Annotated in this window: 15 protein-coding genes and 2 pseudogenes; 8 read left to right on the plus strand and 9 right to left on the minus strand. The window is 66.3% G+C overall.

What is annotated here, in order from left to right:
* The 7 genes from F2P44_RS15115 to F2P44_RS15145 form a co-directional block, all read right to left on the minus strand.
* Positions 1–2068 (minus strand): ligand-binding sensor domain-containing protein (locus tag F2P44_RS15115; RefSeq protein WP_223165041.1); only part of this gene is annotated, 2068 nt, incomplete at its 3' end.
* 92 nt (positions 2069–2160) lie between these two features.
* Positions 2161–2709, minus strand: coding sequence for a TMEM175 family protein (locus F2P44_RS15120; protein WP_167087776.1), 549 nt, complete (start codon positions 2707–2709; stop codon positions 2161–2163).
* Positions 2706–3392 (minus strand): YoaK family protein, encoded by a 687-nt coding sequence (locus tag F2P44_RS15125; RefSeq protein WP_167087778.1) that lies wholly within the window; start codon positions 3390–3392, stop codon positions 2706–2708. The genes F2P44_RS15120 and F2P44_RS15125 overlap by 4 nt, the downstream gene beginning before the upstream one ends.
* Positions 3389–4351, minus strand: coding sequence for an alpha/beta fold hydrolase (locus F2P44_RS15130; RefSeq protein WP_167087780.1), 963 nt, complete (start codon positions 4349–4351; stop codon positions 3389–3391). The genes F2P44_RS15125 and F2P44_RS15130 overlap by 4 nt, the downstream gene beginning before the upstream one ends.
* 176 nt (positions 4352–4527) lie before the next feature.
* Positions 4528–5211, minus strand: coding sequence for a hydrolase (locus F2P44_RS15135; RefSeq protein WP_167087782.1), 684 nt, complete (start codon positions 5209–5211; stop codon positions 4528–4530).
* Positions 5212–5244: 33 nt separating this feature from the next.
* The gene (locus F2P44_RS15140; protein ID WP_167087784.1) at positions 5245–7089 is read right to left on the minus strand and encodes an amidohydrolase; all 1845 of its coding nucleotides are present in this window, start codon (positions 7087–7089) and stop codon (positions 5245–5247) included.
* Positions 7086–7334: a DUF1427 family protein gene (locus F2P44_RS15145; RefSeq protein ID WP_167087786.1), complete on the minus strand. Its 249-nt coding sequence runs from the start codon at positions 7332–7334 to the stop codon at positions 7086–7088. Before F2P44_RS15145 ends, F2P44_RS15140 begins: the two co-directional genes overlap by 4 nt.
* Before the next feature lie 218 nt (positions 7335–7552).
* Here F2P44_RS15145 and F2P44_RS15150 point away from each other — a divergent pair, with 218 nt between their 5' ends.
* From F2P44_RS15150 to F2P44_RS15180, 8 genes and pseudogenes are all read left to right on the plus strand, one after another.
* Complete coding sequence (locus F2P44_RS15150) at positions 7553–9259, plus strand: DUF8614 domain-containing protein (protein ID WP_167087788.1); 1707 nt, start codon at positions 7553–7555, stop codon at positions 9257–9259.
* 218 nt (positions 9260–9477) lie between these two features.
* On the plus strand, positions 9478–10170 hold the full coding sequence (locus F2P44_RS15155) for a hypothetical protein (RefSeq protein ID WP_167087790.1): 693 nt from the start codon (positions 9478–9480) through the stop codon (positions 10168–10170).
* A complete protein-coding gene (locus tag F2P44_RS15160) occupies positions 10163–10813 on the plus strand; it encodes a hypothetical protein (protein ID WP_167087792.1) in 651 nt (216 codons plus the stop codon). Before F2P44_RS15155 ends, F2P44_RS15160 begins: the two co-directional genes overlap by 8 nt.
* A 97-nt stretch (positions 10814–10910) precedes the next feature.
* Complete coding sequence (locus F2P44_RS35530; RefSeq protein ID WP_167087794.1) at positions 10911–11930, plus strand: BON domain-containing protein; 1020 nt, start codon at positions 10911–10913, stop codon at positions 11928–11930.
* Positions 11931–12093: 163 nt separating this feature from the next.
* Positions 12094–12933 carry an HDOD domain-containing protein gene (locus F2P44_RS15170; RefSeq protein ID WP_167087795.1) on the plus strand — a complete coding sequence of 280 codons (840 nt, stop codon included), beginning with the start codon at positions 12094–12096 and terminating at the stop codon, positions 12931–12933.
* Between the two features lie 187 nt (positions 12934–13120).
* Positions 13121–14188: pseudogene (locus F2P44_RS36815) on the plus strand (NfeD family protein); the annotation flags it as partial.
* Positions 14189–14283: 95 nt separating this feature from the next.
* The gene (locus F2P44_RS35535) at positions 14284–14490 is read left to right on the plus strand and encodes an NfeD family protein (protein ID WP_370662700.1); all 207 of its coding nucleotides are present in this window, start codon (positions 14284–14286) and stop codon (positions 14488–14490) included.
* A 2-nt stretch (positions 14491–14492) separates the two neighbouring features.
* Positions 14493–15266, plus strand: a pseudogene (locus tag F2P44_RS15180) (slipin family protein); the annotation flags it as partial.
* Between the two features lie 216 nt (positions 15267–15482).
* Here F2P44_RS15180 and F2P44_RS15185 read toward each other — a convergent pair.
* Both F2P44_RS15185 and F2P44_RS15190 read right to left on the minus strand, forming a co-directional pair.
* Positions 15483–16229, minus strand: a complete 747-nt coding sequence (locus tag F2P44_RS15185) for a YdcF family protein (protein ID WP_167087797.1) — start codon at positions 16227–16229, stop codon at positions 15483–15485.
* A gap of 13 nt (positions 16230–16242) precedes the next feature.
* On the minus strand, positions 16243–16674 hold the full coding sequence (locus F2P44_RS15190) for a hypothetical protein (RefSeq protein WP_167087799.1): 432 nt from the start codon (positions 16672–16674) through the stop codon (positions 16243–16245).
* Positions 16675–16734 lie beyond the last annotated feature (60 nt).

Genomic DNA, 16734 nt, shown 5'->3' on the forward strand with positions numbered 1-16734 from the left:
CATAGCCAACGCTCCGCCGTGCGGGGGCCCACAACCCCCCCGCCGTGTCGGCGAGCGCGTTGCGCGGGGCGCCGGCGGCATGGGGGGCGGGCGCGCCGCGGGCGGCGCGCACGCCGTCCACGTGCACCGATTCGATCAGCACCGTCGGTCCGGCCAGTTCGGGATGCGGACGCTCCGGATCGATCCAGGCCACGCCGTTACTGGTCGAGAACCACAGCCGGCCGTCGCGGCTGCGCACCGCCGTGGGCAGCGGCAGCACCTGGTACGGGTCGTTGGCCAGCCCGCCCATCAGGTCGTACGAGCGGTAGCCGATGCGGTAATCCGCAGTGGCGTAGGCGCGCGCCAGTTCGGCGGCGGTCAGCTGGAAAATGCCCGAGCGCGAGTGCACCCACAGGTCATCGCCGCTGCCATCCTTGAGCGGCACCACGATGATGGCGTAGATATTGGCGAACAGGCCATTGTCGGGCAGGCGCAGCGCGTGATAGCGCTCGCCGTCGATGTAGCCGATGCCACGCTGGCCGCCGACCCAGGTGCGCTGGCCGTGATGGGTAAGGGCGGTGACGTGGCCAATGTCCATGCCGTCCGCCTGGCCCCAGCGCTTTTCGCCGTCGCCTTCGCGCGTGACCAGCAGGTTGTCGCGGTAGCCGAACCATAGCCGCCCTTTGGCGTCGGCCGAGGCGGTGACCGGCATGCGCTGGTTGGCCGCGGGCGACGGCGGCGGCGTGGCGATCCACACGCCGTCGTGCAGGCGGAACAGGCCAAGGCGGTTGAACGATACCCACAGGTCGCCGGCGGCGTCGCGCGCCATCGCCCGCACCGATGATTCGGCCAGGGCGGCCGGCGGCAGGTCGGCGAATTTTTCCAGGCGCGCGCCGCGCGAGCGCCAGATGCCGGAAGGGCCGCCCATCCAGATGGTGCCCTCAAGATCGCGCATCGCGCACGATACCGGCGCCGGCATGTCCAGCATGTCCATGCCGCCGTCCATCAGGCGCATGGCGGGCCGGTTGCTCGGTCCCGCCCACAGGCTGCCGTCGTTGCCGGCGACGAGGGCGAAGTTGAGCGACCCGGGTGGAAAGCCGGCCGGCATCAGCGCGCGCTGGCGGAAGCGGTCCAGCCCCCCGTTGCTGCCGACCCAGAGGTTGCCTTCGCCGTCCTCGAGCATCTTCCAGATGAAGTCCGAACTCAAGCCGTCGCGCGCGGTAAACGCGGTGCGCGATTTCAGGGCGCCGATGCTGGTGGGGTTGGCGACGTACTGGACGCCGTTGCCGGTGGTGCTGAGCCACAGGCCGCCGCTGCGGTCGAACAGCAGGCCGATGGCCGGCGTGCCGGTGGCGAGGGAGCCGTAAGTGAGGTGGCCGTCCAGCAGTACCACGCGGTGGATCTTGCCGCTGTAGCGTTCCGTGAGCCAGATGGCGCCATCGGGCGCCTGCGCGATCTGGCTGACCCAGTCGACCGCCAGGCCGCTGTCGATGAAACGGCGTTCGCCCTTGGGCAGGTACAGGAGGCGGTTTTCGTTGGCGGCCCACACGGCGCCGCCGCCGTCGACGAAGACAGCGCGCGCTTTTTTGCCGGGGAAGTGCCAGTTGGCGCTGACCAGTTCCCAGTGGCTGCCGTCGTAGCGCGCCAGGCCGTCGTCGGCGGCGACCCAGACCGCACCGGCGCGGTCGCGCGCGATGCCGTAGATGGCGCCTTCCGGCAGGTTGGGGCCGGGCAGGTGTTCGCGCATGCCGTGCGGGCCGATCACGCGCACGCCGCCGAAACGCAGGCCGACCCACAGTTCATCGTCGACCGCCAGCAGCGAAGCGACGATGTTCAGCGTGTTCAGGCCGGGCGCTTCGTAGCGCACGAAGCGAAAGCCGTCGAAGCGGAACAGCGATTCATTGGTGCCCAGCCACAGGTAGCCGTCGCGCGTCTGGGCGATGGCGCCGACCTGGCTCGGACCGCCGTCGGCCGCGACCCAGCGCCGGTGCTCCAGCTGGTCGAGCGAGCGCACTTGCGCCTGTGCGGAGGCGCTGAACGCGAGCAGCAGCGCAAGGATGGCCCGGGGCCACCAGCGTGTGCGGGACATGCTGTGCGGTTTCATACGTTGTTCGTCCTGTTCGCTGCGCGCTCGGCCGGTCGCTGTTCATGGCGCGCGATGATACCATCCGCGCCGTGGCATCAAGCGGGTGAGCGCGGGCGCAGCCACATCGCGGCGACGACCACGTGCACGATGGAGCCGGCTGGCGCGTACCACAGGGCGAGCGGGATCGCGAGCGCATACAGCAGCATCGACGCCAGGTTCTTGCGTTCCATCCAGCTCGGGTGCGCGCTGCCCGCGCCGCGCCGGCGCAGCACCTCGTCGAGCACCACGAAGCCGATGGAGCACATCAGCAGCACCGCGCCGTACATGGCCACCGGGACCGATTCGAACGGATGTTCGCCGGCCCAGGCGGTGACGAACGGGATCAGCGAAATCCAGAACAGCAGGTGCAGGTTGGCCCACATGGCCAGGCCGTCGACCTTCTGCACCTGGTCGAACAGGTAGTGGTGGTTGATCCAGTAGATGCCCACGTAGATGAAGCTGAGCAGGTAGCGCAGCATCACCGGCAGTACCGGCGCCAGGTCGTGCGGCGCCGTGCCGTGCGGGGTTTTCAGTTCCAGCACCATGATGGTGATGATGATGGCGATGACGCCATCGCTGAACGCTTCGAGGCGGACTTTGTTCATGCGGGCCCCTTGGCCGGTTCGGGCAGCGCCATTTCGGCGCACAGGATGGCGATCGGGACGAGCAGCGCGATGAAGCCGAACGCCATGAACGCAAAGGCGGCGGCGATGGCGCCGGTGCCGAAGGCCAGCAGGGGCCAGAAGAATTTGCCGCAGCGCGCGCTGATGGCGGCGTCGCCGGCGCCGCGCAGCACGTCGATGCTGTCGATGACGACCTGGGTCACGTTCCCGGTCATCATGGAGGTGGGCGCCAGTTGCGCGAGCAGCAGGCGGCTGCTGGCGCTGTGTGCGCCCATGGCGGCAGTGCCTGACAGGCCTGCCGTCATGGCCAGGAAGGAGGCGCCCTCGCCGATGGGCGCGGCGGCCATCCCGGCCAGCATGAAGCCGGCCAGCAGGACCACTTGCAGCAGCAAGGCCAGTTTCAGCACCGGCCACTGGCGCCGTTCGGCGGCGAGGATCAGCAGGCGCGCCATGGCGATGCCCGCGATGAAGGCGGGGAAGGCCAGGAACTTGAGCAGGATCGACGCCTTGGAAGCGTCGGCCAGCGCAACCCCGATCAACACGAAGTTGCCGGTCACATGGGCGGTGAACAATCCGAACAGGGCGACGAAGCCCAGGGTGTCCACGTAGCCCGCCAGGAAGCCCATGTCGATGCTGCGAAGGCGGTTGCGCTGGTCGGGAGTCACGATTTGGCGAAAGCGAGAATGTCGGCGTTGACCTTGTCCTTGTGGGTGTCGGTCAGGCCGTGCGGGGCGCCGGGGTAGATAATCAGCTTGGCGTCCTTGACGATGGCGGCAGACGCCTTGCCGGCGGCGTCGATCGGCACGATCTGGTCGTCGGCGCCGTGGATGATCAGGGTCGGCTTGTCGAACTTTTTCAGGTCGGCGCGGAAGTCGGTTTCGGAGAACGCCTTGATCGAATCGTAGGTGTTCTTGTGGCCGGCCATCATGCCCTGCATCCACCAGGCGTTGATCAGGCCTTGCGATGGCTTGGCGCCAGGGCGGTTGAAGCCGTAGAACGGGCCGGAGGCGAGGTCGAGGTAGAACTGCGAGCGGTCCTTGACGCAGGCGCTGCGGATGCCGTCGAAGACATCCATCGGCAGGCCGCCCGGGTTGTCGGCGGTTTTGAGCATGAGCGGCGGGACCGCCGAGATCAGGCCGAGTTTGGCGACGCGCTTGGTGCCGTGGCGGCCGACGTAGCGGGCCACTTCGCCGCCACCGGTCGAGAAGCCGATCAGGATGGCGTTTTTCAGGTCCAGCGCTTCGATGACCTGGGCCAGGTCGTCGGCGTAGTGGTCCATGTCGTTGCCGGTCCAGGGCTGGCTGGAACGGCCGTGGCCACGGCGGTCGTGGGCGATGACGCGGAAGCCATTGTTCGCAAGGTGGAACATCTGCGATTCCCAGCTGTCGCTGTTCAGGGGCCAGCCGTGGCAGAACACGACCGGCTGGCCGGTGCCCCAGTCTTTGTAATACAGTTCGACGCCGTCTTTGGTGGTGATGGTGCTGGAGGTGCGTTTGATGGCGGCGACGGGTGCTGCCTGGGCGCTGGAGGTGAGGGCGGCCAGCGGGATGGCGGCGGCCAGGGAAGCGCCGGCGGTGATGGCTGCGCGGCGGGAGAGGGTTTTCTGGTTGTCGTTTGTGGACATGGTAGGTATATTTTTGTAGGTGCTTGATTTAACCACCGTCGTTCCTGGCATTGCCAGAAACGACTTCCCGTACAGGGGTGGGCGCCCCGGCGATAACCCAAGTTTTGCGCTCCGTCTGCGGCACTTACCTGGGTTCCCGCCGAGTGCCGCCTTGGCGCGGGAACGACGGCATTTTTTTAGCGTGCCGGTACTGGCGCCAGCACTTCGTGTTCGCCCGTCGTGCGTTCGGCTGCCTTGTGCACCATCGTGTAGGCGTAATCGACGCCCATGCCGTACGCGCCCGAGTGTTCGCGCACGATCGCCATTACCGCGTCATAGGTCTCGCGGTGTGCCCAGTCGCGCTGCCATTCCAGCATCACCTGCTGCCAGGTCACCGGCACCACGCCGGCCTGGATCATGCGCTGCATCGCGTAGTCGTGCGCTTCCTTCGAGGTGCCACCCGATGCATCGGCCACCATGTAGATCTCGTAGTCGCCTTCCGCCATGGCGCACAGCGCGAAGCTGTTGTTGCACACTTCCGTCCACAAACCGGCCACGATGACCTTTTTGCGGCCGTTGGCTTTCAAGGCATCGCGCACCTTCTGGTCATCCCACGAATTCATCGAGCTGCGCTCAAGGATCTTCTGGCCCGGGAACACGTCCAGCAGTTCCGGATAGGTGTGGCCGGAAAACGCTTGCGTTTCGACGGTGGTGATCACGGTCGGGATGTTGAACGCCTTGGCGGCCTTGGCCAGCGCCACCGTGTTGTTCTTGAGGACCTGGCGGTCGATCGACTGCACGCCAAACGCCATTTGCGGCTGGTGGTCGATGAAGATCAGTTGCGAGTTGTGTGGCGTCAGGACGTCGAGTTTCGGATTCATGCAATGCACTCCTTGGTTGAAAAATTGGGTTGGTCAGAACGCGAAGCAGTTGCAGCCGAGCGCACCCCAGAAGCCGTTATGGCTGGTCACAGGAACGGTCGATTTGCGCGCGATGCCATGGGCATGGCCATGCACGCCGCAAGACCCGGCGCACAGGTGCGGCAGCGCCGTGCGGCTTGCCGCTGGCCGGTAATGGCCGCCGAAGGTCTTCACGGGCGACCAGTCGGGCAGCACGGGAATCGGGGCCGGCGCCAGCGGCGCGAAGTCGCCGGCGCCGTATACCACCTTGCCGCCGACCACCGTGAGCACCGATTCGAGCGCCTTGATGTCGTCGTCAAGCACGCTGAAAAAGTCGGCCGACAGCACCGCCAGGTCGGCCAGCTGTCCTGCCTTGATACGGCCCTTCTGGTGCTGCTCGCTGGAGAACCAGGCGCTGCCCGAGGTCCACAGTTCGAGCGCGGTGGCGCGCGGCATCTGCTGGTCGGCGCCATACAGGCGCAAGCCGCCGACGGTCCGGCCGGACACCAGCCAGTACAGCGCGGTCCACGGGTTGTAGCTGGCCACGCGGGTGGCGTCGGTGCCGGCGCCGACCGGCACGCCGGCCTCCAGCATGCGTGCGATGGGCGGGGTGTGGCGGGCCGCTTCGGCGCCGTAGCGTTCGACGAAATACTCGCCCTGGAAGGCCATGCGGTGCTGGATCGCGATGCCGCCGCCGAGCGCGCGCACGCGGTCGATATTGCGCGGGGTGATGGTTTCGGCGTGGTCGAACATCCAGCGCAGGCCGTCGAAGGGAATGTCGCGGTTGACCTTTTCAAACACGTCGAGCATGCGCGAGATCGATTCATCGTAGGTGGCGTGCAGGCGGAACGGCCAGCGCTGTTCGACCAGGTGGCGCACGACTTTTTCGAGTTCGTCTTCCATGCCGGCGGCCAGTTCGGGACGCGGTTCGAGGAAATCCTCGAAGTCGGCGGCCGAGAACACCAGCATTTCGCCGGCGCCGTTGTGGCGGTAGTAGTCGCTGCCGTCGCCCGGCTTGATCAATCTGCTCCAGGCCTGGAAGTCCTGCAGTTCGGCGCCCTTGTTTTGGGTGAACAGGTTGTAGGCGATGCGCACCGTGAGCTGGTTGTCGCGCGCGAGCTGGTCGACGATGGCGTAATCGTCGGGGAAGTTCTGGAAGCCGCCGCCGGCGTCGATCACGCTGGTCACGCCCAGGCGATTGAGTTCGCGCATGAACTGGCGCGTGGAGTTGACCTGGTGTTCGAGCGGCAGGGCAGGGCCCTTGGCCAGGGTGGCGTACAGGATCATCGCGTTGGGCCGGGCGATCAGCATGCCGGTCGGGTTGCCGGCGGCGTCGCGCACGATTTCGCCGCCCGGCGGGTTGGGCGTGTCGCGGGTGTAGCCGACCGCCCGCAGCGCGGCGCGGTTGAGCAGGGCGCGGTCGTACAGGTGCAGCACGAAGACCGGCGTGTCGGGGGCGGCGGCGTTGAGTTCCTCGATGGTCGGCATGCGCTTTTCGGCGAACTGGAATTCGGTCCAGCCGCCGACCACGCGTACCCATTGCGGCGATGGCGTGCGTGCGGCCTGTTCGCGCAGCATGCGCATGGCATCGGCCAGCGAGGGCACGCCTTCCCAGCGCAGTTCCAGGTTGTAGTTCAGGCCTCCGCGGATCAGGTGCATGTGCGAGTCGTTCAGGCCCGGGATGACAGTGCGGCCGGCCAGGTCGATGACCTGGGTGCTGGCGTCGCGGTGGCGCATCACGTCGGCGCAATCGCCCACCGCGATGAAGCGCTCGCCGCCGATGGCGACCGCGTTGGCGGCCGGGTTGGAACGGTCGGTGGTGTGGAAGCGGCCGTTGATCAGGATGAGGGAGGCGCTCATGCCGGGTCCTTGTCTTGTGCTGGCGCTTGCAGGCCGGTGATTTTTGGGGCGCATTCGGTGGCGAACCAGGCGCTCGTGAGCGGTTCGCCGGCGATGACGCGCTTGGCGATCGGGACCATCTGTTCGCCGATCAGCATTCCAAGCAGGCCCAGCAGTGCGATGGCTGGCGGGGCGGGCGAACGCACCTGGATCAGTGCGTAGATGATCCCTACCAGCACGCCGGCTCCGATCGACATCAGATACATTGCTCACTCCTTCAGGTGGCGCAGGGCCGAATGCCGGTCCTGTCGCAAACGAGTATGGAAGGCGGGGCGCGGGCGCGATAGAATCAGGATGCTGTTTTTGCCAGTCGTTGCCGGAACCTCCCTTACGGCGTCGTTCCCGCCTGCGCGGGAAGTCGTTTCTGCCAATGGCAGGAACGACGGGTAGGTGGGGCGATATCTACCTATTTATGCCAAGGCTCATGAAAAAACTTCTTATTCCCGTCCTCCTGATGCTGGCCGGCGCCAGCGCCACCGCCGGGCAGCCCGCCAGCGTCGCCCAACTGAACCAGATGGCCAAGCGCTTCGCGCCGGTCGACCTGCGCGCCGATACCTCGACCCTGTCCAAAGGCGACAAGGCCGCCATCGTCAAACTGATCGAAGCGGCCAAGATCATCGATACCTTACAGTTGCGCCAGCGCTGGGCCCACAACGAAGCCCTGTGGAGCGCGCTCAAGAAAGACAAAAGCGCCGTCGGCAAGGCGCGCCTGAATTATTTTTGGCTGAACAAAGGCCCGTGGTCCATCCTCGACGGTAACGACTCCTTCATGCCCGCCACCTACGCCGGCATCACCATCCCGGCCAAGAAACCGGAAGGCGCCAATTTCTACCCCGAAGGCGCGACCAAGGCGTCGCTGGAAGCGTGGATGAACGCGCTCGCGCCCAAGGACAAGGAACAGGCGCAGTGGTTCTTCACCACCATCCGCACTGGCGCCGAGGGCAAATTCAAGACCGTCACCTACGCCGGGGAATACAAGGCCGAGCTGGAAAAACTGGCCGCGCTGCTGCGCGACGCGGCGGCATCGACCGCCAATGCCTCGCTCAAGAAATTCCTGACCCTGCGCGCCGATGCGTTTTTATCGAACGATTACCTGGCCTCGGATTTCGCGTGGATGGATCTCGATTCCCCGGTCGATATCACCATCGGCCCTTACGAGACGTATAACGATGAACTGTTCGGATACAAGGCGGCGTTCGAGGCGTACGTGAATATCCGCGATGAGAAAGAAACCCGGAAGCTCGATTTCTTCAGCAAGCACATGCAGGAACTGGAAGACAACCTGCCGCTCGACAAGCAGTACCGCAATCCCAAGGTCGGTGCGCTCGCGCCGATGGTGGTGGTCAACCAGGTGTATGGCGCCGGCGACGGCAATATGGGCGTGCAGACGGCCGCCTACAACCTGCCGAACGATGAGCGGATCATCAGCCAACGCGGTTCCAGGCGCGTGATGCTGAAAAATATCCAGGAAGCGAAGTTCACATCGACCCTGACGCCGATCACCAGACTGGTGCTGCGGCCGGAAGCGCAAAAGGACCTCGATTTCGACTCCTTCTTCACGCACATCCTGGCGCATGAAATCACCCATGGCCTCGGTCCCCACAGCACCACCCAGGATGGCAAGCCGTCGACCCCGCGCCAGGACCTGAAAGACGCGTATTCGACCATCGAGGAAGCCAAGGCCGACATGGCCGGCCTGTGGGCGCTGGCGTACATGATGGACAAGGGCCAGCTGAAAGACACGCTGGGGCAGGGCGAACTGGCCGAGCGCAAGCTGTATAACACCTTCCTGGCATCGGCATTTCGCACGCTGCATTTCGGCCTGACCGATTCGCACGCGCGCGGCATGGCGATCCAGCTCAATTACCTGCTCGATCAGGGCGGCTTCGTGTCGCACGGCGACGGCACGTTCTCGGTCGATTTCAAGAAGATCAAGCAGGCGGTGATCGACCTGAACCGCGAATTCCTGACCATCGAAGCCACTGGCGACTATGCCCGCGCCAAGGAGATGATGGCCAGGTACGTGGTGATCCGCCCGGATGTGCAGAAGGCGCTCGACAAGATGAAATCGGTGCCGAACGATATCCGGCCGGCATTCACCACGGCGGCGGCATTGGCGAAGGCAAAATGAGCGTGCCGGCTGCGCCGCTATCGACGCGCCGGCCCGGCAAGATTGCCAGCACTAACATTGTTGCTGACCAGTGGGAAACGATCTGATTGTTTGCGCCAGCGCTAGCTTGACATAGCGCCATGTTGAGAATTTTCCACAAGGAAAGATATTTCTCCCAAAGCGTCCGGGAGGTCTATATTATTGCTCTTAGGCATTTATAGACCTCCTGAGGAAACGCCATGTTAAAGCACCTTTTGACTGCCCTGTTCGCCTTGATTCCCGTTGCCGCCACTGCTGGCGCCACCCTCACCGAGCTGGAAACGCGCTGGTTGAACGCCGCCGCGCCCGTGTTGGCGTATTCGCAACGTATGAACTTGCCAATAGATATCACCGTACAACCAAAAGCCCGCCCCGGCGATGTGCCGCTGGCGATGGGATTTGTCGATGGCCGCTGCAAGCTGGTGCTGTCGATGCGCGGCAATCCCGAGGCCGAACATATCTTGCACAGCGTGCCAGAAGGCGAGCGCGCGCTGCTGATCGAAACCATGGCCGCCCACGAAATCGGCCATTGCTGGCGTTACGTGCAGGGCGTGTGGCACGCGCTGCCGGCCGGCTTCGTTGAAACCGGCGACGAACAGGCGCACGATGGGCAGTTGCTGGCCGCATCGAAAGCCATGCGTGAAATGCGGCGCGAGGAAGGCTTTGCCGACCTGGTGGCGCTGGCCTGGGTCCAGCGCCAGCATCCTGCCCAATACGGCCGCGTGTACGCCTGGCTGTCGACCCTGCGCGACGCCGTGCCGGTCGAGCGCAGCGGCCACGATACCCGCGCCTGGGTGCGCCTGGCGAAGCATGCCGACGGTTTCGGCCACGGCGCCAGCCCCTTCGACGACGCCGTGACGATGTGGCAAGCCGGCTTGCTCAACGATGAATAAGCTGTGCGCCGCCGTGCTGCTGGCGCTGGCCGGCCCGGCGGCATCGGCAGCCGCTCCCGCCACCGAAGCCCAGTGGATCGCCGCCGCCACCGAGGCGGTCGCGTATGGCCGCGCGCAGGGCTTGCCGATCGACCTGGAAGTGGTGGACGGCAATGGTTTGCCCGGCCACACGCCGGTCGGGCTGGCCAGCGAAAACGGGCGCTGCACCCTGGTCGTCTCGGCCAGCAATAATCCGACCGCCGACAAGCTCAGTTCCATGATTGCCCCCGACCTGCTCGAACCTTTTCTGGCGGGCGCGGCGATGCACGAAGTGGGGCATTGCCACCGCCGCCTGCGCGGCTATCCGCACAACGAAAAACTGCTGCCGGTGGTGGCCTGGATCGGTCCGCTGCGCGACTGGTTCACGCGCCGCGTGCGCACCGAGGAAGCCTACGCCGACATGACCTCGGTGGCCTGGATCGCGCGCTTCCATCCCGAGCGCTACACGGCCCTGGTCAATGAAATGCTGCGCGTGCGCACCCGTTTCCGCGAACCCAAGCACGACACCGTGGCCCTGCTCGAACGCGCCCTGGCCGAGGGGCCGCAAGATGCCAATGAGAATCTATTTGCCCAGGCCGATGAACGATTAAACAGATATCGATAGTCCTTTTGCGTCCGTATGTACGTTGTCGCACAGATGTTGTGCGTGCTTAGGATGTTAAATCCGTCTACCAACAACCATACATTTAAGGGACTTCACCATGAAACCTATCGTCGCCACATTGCTTGCCGCCGCCCTCAGCGCCGCTTTCGCCAGCGCCTACGCCGCCGAGACGCCCACCAAGACCGATACCGCGACCTACCGCACGATGACGCTCAAGGCCGCCGCCGACTACAAGGCCGCCTCGGCGCAGTGCAAGGACATGAGCGGCAACGCCCGCAGCCTGTGCATGGAAGAAGCCAAGGTGGTGCGCGCGCGCGCCGACCTGGCAGCCCTGACCGATTACAACAATACCCTCAAAGGCCGTACCAAGGCCCGCACCGACCTGGCTGACGCCGACTACGCGCTGGCCAAGGTCAAGTGCGCCGACGCCATGGGCGCCGAAAAAGATAGTTGCCTGAGCAATGCGCGCGCGGTCCACACCGCGGCGCTGGCCGATGTCAAGGCGGACCGCGACATCCAGCTCGCCAGCAGCGGCACCACCGATACCATGAGCCCGGTGACCCGCACCACCACCACCGACGCCACCAAGGCGGCGGCGGTGGACAAATGCGCCCAGGTCGCGGGTAGCCCGAATACCGGCTGCCTGGTCGATAACAATAACCGTAGCGCGGCCACCACGACCACCACCACCGGCGCCGTGGCCAACCGCACCGACATGGCGGCCGACAGCGCCGCCCAGCGCAGCGCCAACGCGGTCGACAATGCCGCCGACAAGACCCGTGCCGCCGGCGCCAGCATGGCTGCCAAGACCGAGCGCGCGATCGATACCCTGGCCGATAAAACCGAGCGCGCCGCCGACAGCATGGCCAACAAGACCGACCGCATGGCCGACAAATCGGGTGCTGTCATGGCCGATGCGGTCATCACGACCAAGGTCAAGGCCGACATTTTCAAGGAGCCTGAGCTGAAATCGATGGCGATCCACGTGGAAACCGAAAAAGGCGTAGTCATGCTGAGCGGCTTCGTCGATTCCAAGGCCGATGCCGAGAAAGCCGTGCGCCTGGCCAAGAGCGTCGATGGCGTGACGTCGGTCAAGAGCGCGATCAAGGTCAAGTAAGCCGGCTCTCCTACTACCCAGGCCGCCCCGGAACAGCGGGACGGCAGCAGAAAACTGCGGCCCCGTACGGCGCGACGATGCGATTGTGTTGCATTGCTGCACCGTTCGGGGCTTTGTCGCTGCAATCCATGGTGTGGCACCCGGCCCAAGGTATAATTTTCCCGTGAACAGACTAGAAGCCTTTGGATATATTGCCGCCCAAGCCGCACGCGGGGAGATCACTCTCCCCACCAGCGTGAACGCCGCCTTGCGCCTGCAACTCGCACTCGACAATCCCGATTGTCATATCGAAGATGCCATCAAGCTGGTGCTGGGCGAGCCGCAACTGGCCGCGCGCACCGTCGCGCTGGCCAACTCGGCCGCATTCAACCGCAATGGCGACACCCCGATCACGAATGTGCGCGCGGCCGTCATGCGGGTGGGCTACCGCAGCTTGCAGACCCTGGTCGCCAGCCTCGTGGTGCGCCAGTTCGGCATGCGCATCGTCGATCCGGTGCTGCGCGCCAAGGCTGAACAATTGTGGGAGCATACGGCCCACGTGGCGGCGCTGGCCCAGGTGCTGGCGCGGCGCGTTACCTTCGTCAATCCCGATACCGCCATGTTCGCGGCCATCGTGCACGAGGTGGGCGGTTTTTACCTGCTCTCGCGCGCCGATGAATTTCCCGGCCTGCTGGACGACGATCCCGAAAAATGGGCGGAATTGTGCGAGGAAGTGGTCAGCCGCGAAGTGCTGAAAAAACTCGCCATTCCCGAGACCGTCACCCAGGCCATCCTGGCCCTGCGCGATGGCTGGCTCACCATGCCGCCGAGCACCTTGCTCGACACCCTGCTGCTGGCCAATCAGTTCGCGCCCGTGCGCTCGCCGCTGGGCGTGCCCGACGAGCCGCTGCCCGAGCATGCCGATTCGGTGCTCGACTTCGTCATCGACAACGACACCCTGCAAGCGATCCTTCACGAGTCGGCCGACGAAGTCAAATCGATGAGCGCCGCACTGCTGGTCTAGCCGGCGTAATCAAAATACGGAACCAAAACGCTGGTCCGGTTTCTAACCCCAGGTAAGGCGGGACACGGGGTCCCATGCCGGGGGAGCGATGAGGCGCATCACGCATGCTTGGTTTGCCGCTGCCGGAGCCGGGCTGCTGTCCCTGCCGCGCTTGCTGGTCGCCTGCGCCACCTTTCTTTTGTTGCTGATGTGGCCGCCGGCGGCCGCCGCGCCGGCTCCGGTCACCTTGCTCACGGTCGACGGCGCCATCGGCGCGGCCAGTGCCGACTATATTGCGCGTGGCATTGAACGCGCCGCGCGCGACGGGCACCAGCTGGTGATCATCGCGCTCGACACGCCGGGCGGGCTCGACACATCCATGCGCGCGGCGGTCAAGGCCATTCCCGGCGCGCGCCTGCCAGTGGCCGTCTACGTGTCGCCCCCGGGGGCGCGCGCGGCCAGCGCCGGCACCTTCATCCTGATGGCCAGCCACATCGCCGCCATGGCGCCCGGCACCAACCTGGGCGCGGCCACGCCCGTGCAACTGGGCGGCCCGGCAGCGGGGGGCGCTGACGGGCTGCCCGGAGCCGCGCCAAGGCGGGGCGCGGGCGGCACGCGCGGCGGCTACGACAAAGACACCACCAAAGATGGACCCGGCAGCGCCGGTGACCGCGCCGCCACGCCCATGGCCCGCAAACAGCTCAACGATGCCGCCGCCTACATCCGCGCGCTGGCCGCGCTGCGCGGGCGCAACGCGGAATGGGCCGAGCGCTCGGTGCGCGACGCGTCCAGCCTGCCCGCGGCGGACGCCCTGGACGCACGCGTGATCGACTACGTGGCCGGCGATGTGGTGGCGCTGCTGGCGCTGGCCGACGGCAGGCAGGTCACGCTGCGCACGGGCACGCCGACCCTGCACACGCGCGGCGCGCCGCTGCATCGGGCCGATCCCGACTGGCGCACGCGGCTGCTGGGCGTGATCTCCGATCCCTCGGTGGCGCTGATCCTGATGAGCATCGGGATTGACGGCCTGCTGTTCGAATTCATGAGTCCGGGTGCGGTCGCGCCCGGCGTGGTGGGTATGCTGTGCCTGCTGCCGGGCTTGTACGGCCTGCACCTGCTTCCCCTCGACTATGCCGGACTCGGCCTGATCCTGCTCGGCCTCGCCTTCATGGTGGCGGAGGCGTTCCTGCCCAGCTTCGGCGTGCTCGGCCTGGGCGGCATGACGGCCTTCGTGGCCGGGGCGCTGATCCTGGTCGATACCGACTTGCCCGGCTATGGCGTGCCGGCCGCCGTGGTGGTGCCGCTGGCCATCGTCAGCGCGCTGCTGCTGGCGGGCATGGCGGGGGGGCGTTCAGGACGCGCCGGCGCGCGGTGGCGGGCGGGCCGAACGCCCTGGTCGGCAGCCTCGCCGAGGTCATCGGCGCGGGCGGCACCGATATCTGGGCCAACGTCAACGGTGAAACCTGGCGCGTGGCCAGCGGCGCCGCCCTGCGGCCCGGGCAGACGGTGCGGGTGCTGGCGCGCAAGGGGACGCGGCTCGACGTGGTCCCGGTCAACCATGTCAAACAAGGAGAATAACGATGTTCGATAATGGATTCGGGTCTGGACGCGGCCCGCTGCTGTTCCTGCTGTTCCTGCTGTTGCTGTTGTTGCTGGTTTTGCTGGCGAACTCAGTGCGCATCCTGCGCGAGTACGAACGGGGCGTGGTGTTCCAGCTGGGGCGTTTCTGGTCGGTCAAGGGACCGGGGCTGATCCTGCTGATTCCCGTGCTGCAGCAAATGGTGCGGGTGGACTTGCGCACCATCGTGCTCGACGTGCCCAAGCAGGACGTGATTTCGCGCGACAATGTATCGGTCAAGGTCAACGCCGTGCTGTACTTCCGCGTGATCGATCCCGAGCGCGCCATCATCCAGGTGGCCAACTTTCTCGAAGCGACCAGCCAGCTGGCGCAGACCACCCTGCGTTCGGTGCTGGGCAAGCATGAGCTCGACGACATGCTGGCCGAGCGCGAACGGCTCAACATCGATATCCAGCAGGTGCTCGATGCCCAGACCGACGCCTGGGGCATCAAGGTCGCCAATGTCGAAATCAAGCATGTCGACCTGGACGAATCGATGGTGCGCGCCATTGCCCGCCAGGCGGAGGCGGAACGCGAGCGGCGCGCCAAGGTCATCCACGCGGAGGGGGAATTGCAGGCATCGGAAAAATTGATGCAGGCGGCCAATGTGCTGTCGCAGCAGCAGGGCGCGATGCAGTTGCGCTATCTGCAAACCTTGGGCACCTTGGCGAGCGACAAGAGCACCACGATTGTCTTTCCGCTGCCGCTGGAGATGCTGGGCGGGCTGATCGAGCGCGCACGCGGCAGACCGGCCGGCAGCGCTCACGGCGGTTCGGTCGACAGCCAGATCGGCAGCGTTGCCGGTGGCCCGGCCGACAGCCAGATCGGCAGCGTTGCCGGTGGCCCGGCCGACAGCCAGATCGGCAGTGCGCCTGGGGGGCCCGTCGATAGCCCAATCGGCAGCGCTCCCGGCGGTCCGGCCAACAGCCAGATCGGCAGTGCAGCCGGCCGGTCAGTTAATGCGCTGCCACGCCAAGCCGATCCATTCGTGGGTGGCGTAATACGAACGGAACAGGCCGCTCCAGCCGGGCACGAACATGAGCGGCGAGAGCGTACTGCGCGCGTAGAACATGGTCGGGGCCGGCACCACTTCCAGTCCGGCCGCCACGAAGGCGCGTTCGGCGCGCGGCATGTGCATGGCGTGCGTGACCAGCAGCACGCGCCGCACGCCGGCCGCCTTGAGGATGGCGGCGCTGTAGATGGCGTTCTGGGTGGTGTCGGCCGAGCGTTCCTCGGTCCAGGCGACGGCGGTGCGGAAGTCGTCGCGCAGGGCGCGCGCCATGGTGCTGGCCTTGGGCGGAATACCCTTGTCCGGTTCGCCATTGCCCCCGCTGACCAGCAGCGGCAAGTCGGTTGCGTGCTGCAGGTGGGCCGCGTAGCGCAAGCGCACCAGGGCCACGTCGTCGGGAATGTCGGCGCCGTATTCGGGTGCGGCATGCACATTGCCGGCGGCCAGCACGACGATGGCCTGGGCACCGCTGGCGCGGGCGTCGGCCAGGGGCGCCGTGAGCCCTTCGAGCGGCTGCACCAGCAGCAGCGAGCCGGCATTGGTCGACAGCACCAGCAGCGCGGCCAGTCCCACGCCGCTGACGGCGCGTCCGCAGCGCGGCCAGCGCCGCCGCAGGGCGTAGCCGGCCAGGATCAGCACGATCAGGCTCATCGGCGGCATGAGCAGTACGCGCACCAGGATATCGATCATGCCGGCGGCGCGCTCACAGCGAGGCCCAGGCCTGGCGCAGGCCGAGCACGTGCACGATGCCGATACCGAGGCAAATGGCCGAGCTCCAGCCCCAGAACACCACGCTGCGGCCGGGCATCAGGATCATCATCGGCACCAAGGCCAGGCCGCGCGCCATGTAGACGGCGGTGATGGCGCACAGGATAATGCGCAGCAATGGCAGGCGCGGCAGCACGCCGGCGCCCGACAGGGCGTACGCGGCCCAGACCAGCAGCACGACAGTGATGCCCAGGGTGACGATGGCGGGATACCATGAACCGGACTCGGCCATGCGCGCCATCGGCTCGCCGGCACCGAGGGCGCGGTACCATGCGGGACCGCCGGCAATGCAAGCCAGATGCAGCGCGGCGGCGGCGGCGCTGAGGGCGGCGCCGGTCAGGAGAAAGTGAGTCGATGGCTCGGGCATGGGTGGCAGCAGGGCAGGTTGTCGCGGGAATGCGGACGCGAAGGTTACTGTGTGCGCCAG

This window comes from Massilia frigida (genome assembly GCF_011682175.1).
In the GTDB taxonomy this organism is placed as follows: Bacteria; Pseudomonadota; Gammaproteobacteria; order Burkholderiales; family Burkholderiaceae_D; genus Telluria_A; species Telluria_A frigida.